Source organism: Sporosarcina sp. NPDC096371 (genome assembly GCF_044762865.1).
GTDB lineage: Bacteria > Bacillota > Bacilli > Bacillales_A > Planococcaceae > Sporosarcina.
The window spans coordinates 721,231-732,793 of sequence record NZ_JBIWFE010000001.1 but is presented as its reverse complement, the minus strand read 5'-3'; the positions used below and the strand labels follow the sequence as shown (position 1 = coordinate 732,793).

Below are 11,563 nucleotides of genomic sequence, written 5' to 3'. Positions count from 1 at the left end.
TGAAAGTTCCCGTTTTTGATCTCGTCCAAATTAGACAAAAAAAGCATTCCCCCAACCCATTTTCAGGTTGAGGGAATGCTTTTTTTACTCTTGTAAATGAAGGGATACTGCACCTAGTAACCCTGCTTTATTCCCTAAGGAAGCCTGCACGATTTCTACATCAGAAAAACTTTCTATCATTAATTCTTTGACTTTACTAGTGACCAACGATACTACGCTTTCTTGCTCCATCACGCCGCCCCCTATCAAAATAACAGGGGGATTAAAAATATGTATAAAGGAAACAAGGCCATAAGCAACTTCAAGCATCCAATTATGAAGCACTGTCTCAAGTTCCTCATCACCTTGTTCAAGCCCCTCAAATATCTTACGTCCATTGCTATATTTTTCATCGAGCGCTACTGCCTCTTTCACTAAAGCAGTCGTAGATGCATATACTTCATAGCAGCCCGCATGCCCACAATTACACTTCTTGCCCCCGGGATGCAAAATAAGATGACCAAATTCCGCCGCATTGCCGTTCAAACCTTTATATAGATTCGAATCGATGACAATGGCGCCACCGATACCCGTTCCAAATGTCAGGCACAAGAAATCTTGATAGTCCTTACCCGCACCAAAATATTTTTCCCCTAATGCAGCTGCATTGACATCATTTTCAACCTTCACAGGAACCCCAAATGTATCCTCAAAAATAGCCCTCAATTTTGTACCCGTATAATTTGGGATATTGTCATTCGCATAGCTGATAGATCCTTCCTCACTATTTACTTGACCAGCAGTACTAATCCCAATAGCATCGTATCCGTTAAAGTTTTCTGTAATGATCTGAATGAGGTTTTCAACTAACCGCTTACCACCTTTTTTAGCATCAGAATCAAATTCCTCAAACCTAGTAAGCGTCCCTTTGTCATCAAAAAGGCCCAGTTTAATGGATGTACCACCAATATCTACTGCTAGTATTTTCATCGTTTTCAACCTCACGCATCCTATTTAATCCCATCTATATACCTTTTTGTAATCTATCTCCAACACTTGCCTATAGCACTGCCCTTCAAACGCTACGACTTTCGCTTGCATATCGTAGCGTTCGGGGCAGCCAAGTACGTTTTTAAGGAACGTGTAGCATGATCACTTTTGAATTCTTCTTCATCCTCATAGCGTTCAACAAGCACTTTATATCTGCAATACTCGCTTCCAGATTAACAACTTGAAATACCATCCCCGCCATAAGGAAATATTCTTATTAATCGATTACCACTTCTGAATTATTGCATCAGCATCCGCTTTAAGTGCCTGATATGCTTTGTCGGAGATCAACTGATTAGCTAACTGCTGATCCAATAACAACTTAAAGCTTTGCATATGTTTGACAACTTTTTCGGCTGCTTGTTGTTTTTCATACTGAGACACTGCCGTCAAATGAGTTGTCAATGTGCGCGCAGCAAGCTCATTTTTGAATTCCCCAGCTTCCTCAAATTGCTTAACAAGTGCTACCATATCTGCTGCATTGGTTGCCGGAAGATCGACAGTAGCCAATACTGTTGTTGAAAGCTTATTGACATCCAGAGACTTGTCTAGCGCTTGTCCAAAAACATTGCGTATATCTAGATTTTCAGCAAACTGTACGCTTACTTCATGTTCGCCAGCTTCCAGTTCAGGGAACGCTCCTTCAAACACATATTCCGTTCCTGATTGGCTTCTTTGATCTAGTGTAAATGTTACGTCCTTGCCACCGATTTTACCCGTTAAGCTGCGATCACCGCTCAACATCACATACTTATCGAAAGCTACTTTAATGCGAATCTTATCGCCGTAAGAATAGCCATCCGCATTATTTGATTCAATAGCGATTGAATTCAACTTTGGTAAAGGTAATTCGTCTACTCGATCCCATTTTAGGTACTCTGGATTAAATTTAATGAAATCCATATTTGTGTTATTTTCATAGAGCAAACCGATATTGCCATCATCTAGATTCGTAAGGCTCGAGTATCCATATGCGCCTTCCTTCACTAATTGAGAGTATTTCCAGTCGAATTTATATTTCGTTCGACCATTGCTATATGTCCCATCTTCGAGGATTAAACCAGCTCTTACAGTCCCATTCACTCGTTGTGAAGAGTTACCTGCACTCGCAAAAATGACAGCTTCCTTTCCATCTATCTGTCCATCGTATCTGATAGCTGTCATCTGAGAGTAAGGAGCAATTAGAGCTCGCTCAGTTACAACTTCTGAATCCCAAGTTTCTCCACCATCAAAACTTGTAGCAATTTGTGCAAATCCGGAGTAGTTTCTCATAAACATTTTTAATTGACCATCTGGCATCTCTACAACTTGTGCCTCTGTTAGTTCATTGCCTACAAAAGTTCTTTCATCAAGTGTAACGCCATTGACAACTCGTCCATGGTTAGGTGATTCACCGCGTGTCCACGTCTCACCATTGTCATCACTATAGATCACTGCACTTGCTTGTTGTCTGTTTTCATTTGTGAAGTAAACAGGTAAAACAAGTCTACCTGCATTCTCGCCTTGTGTTAGCTGGATACCTGAACCTGGTCCTGCTCCAAGAAATGCCATCCACTCTTCTTTTAATCCTGGATTCATATCTACAGGCCCGTCCCATGTTAGCCCTTCATCATCACTATGCCATAATTCCAAATAAGTCGTTCTAGCTACTTTTAAAGGGGAATTAGGGAGAAATATATTGCTTACTTTGTCGCCATTCAAATATAAATTTCGTAACTTATCAACCGTATAATCCGTTGCCTCATGAGTACTTGTAAATACGACGCCGTTTTCTCTTACGGTATATTTTGTATCTCCAGCACCATAAAGTGTCATATAGTGCTTCCCATCAATTAGTGTAAATCCGGTCCCTTTTTCTGCCGTTGGGTACCCTCCACCCTCAGGGAATCCAAGCACCAGAGAAAATATTCTCTTCGTCTCTTTATCTTGCAATAATAGTTGGTCAATATTTGATGCATAACCAGGATAATCATTGACCATCACAGCGTCTTTTTCCCAAGTATCTCCTTGGTCCAAGCTTCTTCTGACGATAATATCAATATTGGCAGGTGAATCCCCTGCATGGTCAATTCGCTTATCAATTCCTGCTAGTAACGTTCCATCCATCGTATTATACAATGCAGGAATTCGGTAAGCCTTAGAGCCATATAGACCTGGATAAAAAACAGAATAAGGATCTGTCATCATGGCACCATCAGGTAGCGGACTCACTACAGGCTCTGCCGCAGTTACTCCCGTAATATCGATTAAATCTTGATCTGCAAGTGGTTTTCCATATACTTCAGCAAAGTCAATGTCACCGTTAAAGTGATATCTGTTACTGTTTCCAGCTCTTTCTGTTTGCCCTAATTGCGCGCTGTTTGGTGCATAGATATTATTCATAAACGTGCGCTTTGTATTTTTATCATGCAATACGAGTTTTCCATCTAGAAAATATTTATATCCTTCATTCTTGTCCATGACCATTGCCAAAGTATGGACTTCATTTTCCTTTACATTTACGTTCGCTTTAACATGAACATTACTGCTTGCCTCACCAGGCTTTTCAAAACGGTTTTCACTTCCTATGCTGCTCGGTGTAATATACATTTGGAAATGGCCGTTCGACTGCGTATTATTAGATAGTGAAAATAATGACATCACATCGTTTTTATTGTAATAACGAAACCTGACGATAATTGTACCTTCTTCAAGTCCCTTCAGATCATCCACCTTATCATTTAAATTCGTAAAGTTATTCTTTTCAATTTTGTGGTTTTCTTCACGGAATATTAAATTAAGCTCATCTTCCGCAAGGGCCTTTGCATAAACAGATACATCATTTGTGAATAATAGAAAGATCATTGAAAAAACAGTTAACATTGAAACAAACTTTTTCATTATATTCATCTCCTACTACATATTTAAATTTACTTGCGCAAGTTTACATTGAACCTTTACATTTTAAGATTTTTCAGGGAATCTCCATATAAGCGCTCAGCCAGGTTATTCGTTTTCGTTGCCCTTCCCCCTTCTTATCCATCTGTTTCACCCCCCTCAATTGGTAGTTCTCATGCACGTTTCCCATTAGAGTTTTGTGGCAGTTTTTCAAAGGTTGCAGATCATAGTTGGTTATTTTAAAGTTATTCGGTAAAGCGCTTTCATTAAGTAGGTTTAACTATACGAGTGGATACAATAGAAGACTGTCTTATGGTGAATAGGTAGCAAACAGATATATGAGTGGATAATCTAGTAGCAAATCTAATCTAACGCGAATCAATTAAAGATAGGCAACCATTCGTTGAATTTCCCCCTGATAAACAAAGTAATTAAGCACGATTTATCAGGGGGCTTATCGCTCTTTAATTGATGGCTTCTACAAACTTTTTCGTAATATCCATAGGTCTTGTGATGGCTGTGCCAACAACTGCCGAGTAGGCACCTAATTCAAACACCTGCTTAAGTTGTCCAGGTGTCCAGATACCACCTTCTGCAATAATTGGAATAGGAAAATCGTTCACAAGCCTTTCAAGTAGCTGTACATCTGGTAAACTCGTACCTACTGTATAATCGGTATATCCACTTAGTGTCGTACCCAAGCAATCAAATCCTAATGCATAAGCTTCTTTTGCTTCTTCGTACGTAGAACAATCCGCCATGAATATTTGATGACGATATGACTCTCGAATCGCAGGGAAAATTTCGCTGATTGTTTTACCATCAGGTCGTACGCGATGTGTCGCATCTAGTGCAATGATATCGACGCCTTCTTGAAGAAGTACATCGATTTCTTTGACAGTCGGTGTGATGAATACATCTGAACCCATGTAAACACTTTTGATAATGCCAATGATCGGTACATCGACGTTTTTTTTAATCTCCCGAATATCTTCAACACTATTCGCTCTAATGCCTTGAGCGCCGCCCGCCGTTGCCGCGTATGCCATTCTCCCCATAATAAACGGGCTATGCAAGGGCTCTTCGGGAAGCGCCTGACAGGAAACGATGAGTTTGTTTTTAATGGATGCGAAAATTTCTTCCTTAGTTTTCACTTGTCTTCATCTCCATCGATAAAATAATTCTTATATTCATGAGCATACTTACGCCCCATCAACTGATAGCCTTCTGCATTCGGATGAAGGTCGTCCGGCAGTAAATGCTGATCGTCTTGGCCCAAGATATCCAACCCGTTCACATAGAATAGATTTTCATCCCCATTTTTTCTGAATATCTCTACAATCTCTTGCACTTGTTGTCTCATTTCAATGAGTGTAAAACCTACTAGATTAGGCGTTTCTTCTCTAAACGCTCCGTAAATAGGAGAACTCAACACAATGGGAACTGTTCGCTGTTTTTCACGAATAATTTTAATAAATCCGATGATGGTTGCTTGAAATGTTCGTTCATTGTAGCTGTTTGCCCCGTATATATTTATACCGGCGCAAAGAGATATAAAGTCAACTGGCGTATCTCGAATCATTCTAGCTATCATAGTTTCATAATGGCATTGCCCACTGAAACCCAGGCATGTTAAATCTACATCCATTTTTGCTGCGGTAAGGGCCGGCCATGTTTTCGAAGGGCTTTCCGCTTCGCGACATTGCGTGATTGAACTCCCATAACTTAGCCACTTTTTCCGCTCGGATGGATAAGCGTTCCACTCTGCATCATCCGCAATTGAAACTTGTCTTAAGGCCACTTTTTGTTGTTGCGATAAGTAAATTTCAACAAGTTTATGACTTGCCAAAAGTCTATCCACTGTAAAAGATGTGTCACCTGGACTCACAAGGATTGTTTTCACGTATTCCCCATCAACTACAAGATCGAATGCTAATTCAGCATCAGATGCAGCCAATTCTACAGTTAGTTTTGGGGAATTTGTTTCAAATGTGATTCGAACGCCCGCTGGTATTTCTACTGTTCCATCCAGCTGATCTGGCGTATAAAAATCTTTTTCTTCATAGAAAATCCTCCACGGAATGATAAACTCTCCGTTCTTTTCGAGTGACATAGCGCCTAATACTGTTTCTGAATTTAATAGTATTGGTTTCATTTGGACACATCCCATCACTTCATGCAAACGCTATATTTTAGTATCGCTTCATCAATCCTATTTTTTATGCCTTCAATTTTCTCTAGATCTTCCCCATGTACCTGCTCCAAAGGACCTCTAACGCTACCGATATACAAGCCTCTTCGTTTATAGATTTCTTTAATAACAGAATACATCGAACCATTCAAAGAGCATAATTCAATAATCATGTCATTGATGTCACGCTGGATTTTTCTTGCCTCTGAGAAGTTCCCGGCTGATACAAACGCTTCCGCTTGCAAGAATAGCTCTGGCATCACACCGTATGTACCGCCAATTCCACTATCCGCGCCAATTAATCTACCCGAAACATATTGCTCATCTGGGCCATTAAAGACGATAAAATCCTTATGAGCTGCTGCTTTAAACCTTTCAATATCCATAACTGGCATAGAAGAATTTTTCACACCGATAAGCTTGTCGTTTTGCAATAACTTCGTCAACAAGTTAATGGAAAGATTATAACCAGTCGTTTGCGGGATATTGTATATAATGAACGGCAAATCCGTCGAATCCATAATTTCCGTCCAATACTTTTCAATCGCACTTTCAGGAAGTTGAAAATAAATCGGCGGGATAGCAGACAATGCATCATATCCTAGTTCTTCCGCATACTTCGCTAATTCCACACTTTCCTTCGTGGACGGTGCTCCAACATGGGCAATTAATGTCAGTTTGCCTTGTAGCACTTCCGCAACATATTTTAGCGTCGCCTTCCTTTCCTCAAGGTTTTGATAAATACACTCTCCCGAGCTTCCCCCCACGTAAAGACCTTTGACTCCTTTTTCATACAAGTGATGCGCCAACGCATGAATTCTCTCAGGCGATATCTCCCCTGCTTCATCATAACAAGCATAGAATGCTGGAATAATTCCTTTATATTTTTCTAGTGGCATATCGATTCTCTCCTCTTTTCTTTCATTAAAAGTGCTATTGATTTTATGTAATCACCAGCGCAGGGTTCGGTTTGTATAACTTTTGCGCCCTTTTCAAAAGTTATACAGGAATTGCAATGGAGCAACTCGCTAAACGGGAGGCATCCCTTTAGGAAGGATGAAGTTCAATCCTTCCCTTGCGCCAAGCGTTGTTGAAAATGCTCCCAAAGTTTATTTAACAGATCCCATCGTAATACCTTGCGTAAACGACTTCTGGAACAAAGTAAAGATGATAATCATCGGAATAGATGCAAGTGCTGCACCTGCCATCATGACCCCATAATCGGTCTTATGCTCCCCTTGCATCGTAGCGATACCAAGTGGCAATGTCATCATATCCGTCGACCGCGTAATAACCAATTGGCTGAAATAATCGTTCCAACTTAACATGAATGTAAAGATTGCTAATGCACCTAGGGCTGGTTTTAGCATCGGTAAAACAATATGCCAAAACGTGCGGATTTCCCCACAACCATCCATTCTTGCAGCCTCTAATAGCTCGTTGGGAATGGTTTGTGAAAACTGTTTCATCAGGAAAACACCGAACGGCCAGCCGATTGCCGGTAGAATCAACCCTTTGTATGTATCCACCCATCCGAAATCCGCTAGCATTGTAAACAACGGAACAAGAATAACTTGTTTAGGTAATGCCATAGCAGCGATTAGTACAACAAAAATAATCTTGCGCCCTGGAAACTCTTTTTTGGCAAGAACGAAGCCCGCTGTCGCACTGACAAAACAGACTGCGATCATTTCACTACTGGCAATAAAGAAACTATTGAAAGTCCAACGCCAGACCGGATTACTAAATAATGTTACCCAGTTATCAAGTACTGGATTTAGTGGAAACCATTCAGGCGGAATCGTTATCGCCACAACCTGCGCTTTAAATGCCCCCGTTATAATCCAGTAAAAAGGAAAAACAAAAAATAGCGCTGAAAGAATCAATAATAGAATAGAGATTATTTTTACAACACTTACTTCTTCGCGAATCTGTTTTTTATTGCGTGCAAAGCTGAATTTTTTCTTCATGTCTAATTGAGATTGTGCTTTCACGACGTTCCCCTCTTTCTAATACTCAACATCATTGCCTAAGTATTTAAATTGAATAATAGAGATCACTCCAATGACAATCGCTAGAATTACCCCCATCGCAGAAGCTATACCAAAATTCCCAAGGAGGAATGCCTGCTGATAGACGCCATACATCACGGTCTGTGTACTATATATCGGTCCTCCAGAAGTGAGTAATTGAATCAGAGCGAAACACTGAAATGAATTTATGGTTGTGATGACAATGACATATAAACTGGTTGGCATCAGTAACGGCCAAATAATTTTCCGGAAAATTTGCCCCGGAGTCGCCCGGTCAATCTGAGCAGCTTCAATATAGGTTTTGGGAATATTACCAAGAGAAGCGACATACAAAATAATGGGCTGTCCAACAGACGTCGTAATGAGGATCACGGTGATGGCCATCAATGCGGTTTTAGGATCACCGAGCCAAGAGATAGGTTCCAATCCAAACAGGCCCGTAATATAATTCAAAATCCCGAAATTCGGATGATAAATCCAACCCCATACAACCGTAACACTCACGACCGAAGTAACAGCAGGTAGATAGAATATCCCTCTGCATAGTGATCTGATAAACTCGCTTTTCTGATAGATAGACATTGCGACAAAAATAGAGAAACCGATTACGATAGGGACCGCAACAGCTACAAGTACAATGGTATTGACAAGAGATTTGATGAAAGTTTTATCGTGATAGAGCGTGACATAGTTTTCCCATCCGATAAATTCAAAACTCGTAATGTTATAATCGAAAAAGCTCATGTATATCCCTCTTAACATGGGATATACAACGAAGACGATGAAAAACGCTAACGCCGGTAATAAAAATAAATAACTCATCATCCACTCACGTAATTTGCTTTTAGTTGGTTTACGCATAGTTGCTATCAATTCTCTTTCACCCCACTCTAATTCTTGATAGAAAAGAGCAGCCTACGAACAGTGCTGCTCCTTTCTACTTTATTTATTGATTTATTTATTTGCTGCTTTCGCTTTATCGATGGCAGCATTTGCTTTTTCTGCAAACTCATCCAATGCTTCTTGAGCAGATTTTGTTTCAAGGATAGCTTCCTGTAATGCAGGGAACCAGAAAGTACGTACTTCCGCATAGCCATCCGCAATCGTTGGTGGATCTGTGATGAATTTACGTGCTAGCTCAGAATATTCATACTCCGATCCTTCATATAAACCCGTAACCGAATTACGCGCTGACAATCCGCCCGTTTGGATTAAGTTTTTCTCTCCCCATTCAGGATCGTTCACAATGAAGTCGACCAATTTTTTAGCTGCTTCTGCTTTTGCATCGTCATCATTGTTAAAGACTGCTAATCCGCCAAGGAATGGCTCAAGCTTTGGATCTGATCCGTCTGGCGTCGGATAAGGAAGCAAAACATCTTCAAAATCCTCTGATTTATTTGGTTCGAAAAGTGCTTTCAATACTGCTGAATAATTAATTGCAAATGCCATTTTTCCTTGCAAGAATAAATCATTATGATCACCAGCGTCTAATGAAGCAGCACCCGGCGCCACTAGTCCATCTTTGGAAGCTTGAACAACCCATTCAAGCCCTTTTACACCGCTGTCAGAGTTAATTGCAACTTCACTGTAGTCTTCATTCAAAAATCGGCTTGTCCCTAGATTCGTAATATAACCACGCGTTCCTTGGTCCCCTGCAACACTTTTTGCATAGAAGCCAGAAGGGATAACGTCCGGCGCTTTTTCTTTTACTGCATGTAACGCTTTTTCATATTCTGCAACAGTCCAAGTCCTGTCTGGTCGATCCAATGGAAGTAAATCAAGCTCGCCAATTTCTTCAAATAGCGTTTTGTTAACAGCCATCATAAATGGCCCTGTATTGAATGGATACATATAAACTTGATCCCCCACCATCGATTGTTTCATCAACGCTGGAGAAATATCATTTTTCACCTCATCTGACATCATGTCATTCAGCGGTGCCAGTAAACCTTTTTTCCCCCAGTCGATGATTCGCCCCGGTGCATCGTAAATGACATCAGGAGCTGTGTTTGTAGCAATTGCTACATTCAACTTTTCAGGTCCGCCTTCAAACGTTAGCATTTCTAATTTAACTTTAATATCAGGATTTTTTTCATTAAAAGCAGCGATAATTTCTTTCTCGTACTTTCCAACTTCCCCGTCCAACGCTTGGAAGTTCGGGAAATTCCACCATGTGATTTCCACCTGTTTTTCATTATTAGGATTTTTACCACCCTCACTACCTTGCTCATTCTCATTACTACAAGCAGCCAAAAACGCTGCCAATAATAGAGTCAGTGCCAAGAACAAGCTAGACCCCTTTTTCAAACCTCGCATAGTATCTCCCCCTACCTTCAATATCGGAACGTAAATAAAGCGCTTTCATTCCCTGTTTTTATCATAAATTCAATCACTACTCTTCACAACCCCATAGACTTGACATCCATGGCCCTATTCTGACATAAAAGGATAATAATCTATCAATTCTAAATTATAAATAAGAAATTCATGGTTTTGGGAACAGTTTTTTTCATGTACACTAGGAAGAGTTATCGGAAATAGCTGATTACTTAGAAATTATTAGATATAATCCTCTAAAACTACAGCTACTAGTCAATCTTATTGGAGGGAATACAATGTTTACATTAATGATCGTTGAGGATGAGCCGCTCATCCGCTCTGGATTAAAGCAGTATTTCGATTGGAACGAGTTAGGCGTACATACAATCGTTGAGGCGGAAAATGGGCAAGACGGCGTAGATACAGCTTTAATCGAACGTCCTGATCTAGTCATTACAGACATTCGGATGCCAATAATGGACGGACTTGAAATGATTGGACAACTTCGTTCAAAGCTACCCAATACCCTTTTTATTATTTTGACAGGGCATAATGAATTTCAATATGCACAAAAAGCTATCCAATATGGTGGGGTTCATGATTACTTGCTCAAGCCGTTACAATATGAAAGCAGTTTATCGATTATTGTCAGTTGTTTAGAGAAAATAAGACTCCAACAACTTGCACAGCAAACTACCATTCCTTCATTGGAGCATATCCAAAATGACGATGGCCTCGTCCCTTTGACTGACCAGAATCAAGACCTACAACTTTTCACTCAAATTGAGTCCTATATTAAACAACATATAGATCAAGAGTTGACACTTAATATGGTGGCCGAACATTTTTTTTATAATTCATCTTATTTAAGTAGACTCTTCAAAACAAAGTTAAATAAAAACTATATGACTTTTGTCAGTGAAATTAGGATTAAATATGCCCTTCAATGCCTAGAAGTATCGCAACATTCCGTCACTGACGTTTCTGTGATGTGCGGATATAAAAGTTACAAACATTTTGTAAAAGTATTTAAGAGTATTACCCAAATGACACCAACAGACTATCGAAAACAATTGCGGTTATGATATGAGAGATTCAGTAAAACGCATCTACC

At 40.0% G+C, this 11,563-nt stretch carries 9 protein-coding genes; 1 reads left to right on the top strand and 8 read right to left on the bottom strand.

The annotated features are described in order from the left end of the window. Positions 1-84: 84 nt before the first annotated feature. The 8 genes from ACIQ0H_RS03345 to ACIQ0H_RS03310 form a co-directional block, all read right to left on the bottom strand. On the bottom strand, positions 85-969 hold the full coding sequence (locus ACIQ0H_RS03345) for an ROK family protein (RefSeq protein ID WP_403412342.1): 885 nt from the start codon (positions 967-969) through the stop codon (positions 85-87). Positions 970-1,254: 285 nt separating this feature from the next. Further along, complete coding sequence (locus ACIQ0H_RS03340) at positions 1,255-3,909, bottom strand: sialidase domain-containing protein (RefSeq protein WP_403410887.1); 2,655 nt, start codon at positions 3,907-3,909, stop codon at positions 1,255-1,257. A gap of 461 nt (positions 3,910-4,370) precedes the next feature. Then, the gene (locus ACIQ0H_RS03335) at positions 4,371-5,060 is read right to left on the bottom strand and encodes an N-acetylmannosamine-6-phosphate 2-epimerase (RefSeq protein WP_403410884.1); all 690 of its coding nucleotides are present in this window, start codon (positions 5,058-5,060) and stop codon (positions 4,371-4,373) included. Further along, positions 5,057-6,061, bottom strand: a complete 1,005-nt coding sequence (locus ACIQ0H_RS03330; RefSeq protein ID WP_403410881.1) for an SGNH/GDSL hydrolase family protein — start codon at positions 6,059-6,061, stop codon at positions 5,057-5,059. Before ACIQ0H_RS03330 ends, ACIQ0H_RS03335 begins: the two co-directional genes overlap by 4 nt. A gap of 14 nt (positions 6,062-6,075) precedes the next feature. Then, positions 6,076-6,996: a dihydrodipicolinate synthase family protein gene (locus ACIQ0H_RS03325; RefSeq protein ID WP_403410879.1), complete on the bottom strand. Its 921-nt coding sequence runs from the start codon at positions 6,994-6,996 to the stop codon at positions 6,076-6,078. 210 nt (positions 6,997-7,206) lie between these two features. Then, complete coding sequence (locus ACIQ0H_RS03320; protein ID WP_403410876.1) at positions 7,207-8,091, bottom strand: carbohydrate ABC transporter permease; 885 nt, start codon at positions 8,089-8,091, stop codon at positions 7,207-7,209. A 15-nt stretch (positions 8,092-8,106) separates the two neighbouring features. Beyond that, positions 8,107-8,991: a carbohydrate ABC transporter permease gene (locus tag ACIQ0H_RS03315; protein ID WP_403410873.1), complete on the bottom strand. Its 885-nt coding sequence runs from the start codon at positions 8,989-8,991 to the stop codon at positions 8,107-8,109. Positions 8,992-9,084: 93 nt separating this feature from the next. Continuing rightward, a complete protein-coding gene (locus ACIQ0H_RS03310) occupies positions 9,085-10,446 on the bottom strand; it encodes an ABC transporter substrate-binding protein (RefSeq protein WP_403410870.1) in 1,362 nt (453 codons plus the stop codon). Between the two features lie 299 nt (positions 10,447-10,745). Between ACIQ0H_RS03310 and ACIQ0H_RS03305 the strand changes: the two genes are divergently transcribed. After that, a complete protein-coding gene (locus ACIQ0H_RS03305; protein WP_403410867.1) occupies positions 10,746-11,534 on the top strand; it encodes a response regulator transcription factor in 789 nt (262 codons plus the stop codon). Positions 11,535-11,563: the final 29 nt, after the last annotated feature.

Bases quoted from the DNA above. Each gene is read 5' to 3' on its own strand.
- ACIQ0H_RS03345 (WP_403412342.1), bottom strand. From the start codon at position 969: ATGAAAATACTAGCAGTAGATATTGGTGGTACATCCATTAAACTGGGC.
- ACIQ0H_RS03305 (WP_403410867.1), top strand. From the start codon at position 10,746: ATGTTTACATTAATGATCGTTGAGGATGAGCCGCTCATCCGCTCTGGA.
- ACIQ0H_RS03340 (WP_403410887.1), bottom strand. From the start codon at position 3,909: ATGAAAAAGTTTGTTTCAATGTTAACTGTTTTTTCAATGATCTTTCTA.
- ACIQ0H_RS03315 (WP_403410873.1), bottom strand. From the start codon at position 8,991: ATGCGTAAACCAACTAAAAGCAAATTACGTGAGTGGATGATGAGTTAT.
- ACIQ0H_RS03330 (WP_403410881.1), bottom strand. From the start codon at position 6,061: ATGAAACCAATACTATTAAATTCAGAAACAGTATTAGGCGCTATGTCA.
- ACIQ0H_RS03325 (WP_403410879.1), bottom strand. From the start codon at position 6,996: ATGCCACTAGAAAAATATAAAGGAATTATTCCAGCATTCTATGCTTGT.
- ACIQ0H_RS03310 (WP_403410870.1), bottom strand. From the start codon at position 10,446: ATGCGAGGTTTGAAAAAGGGGTCTAGCTTGTTCTTGGCACTGACTCTA.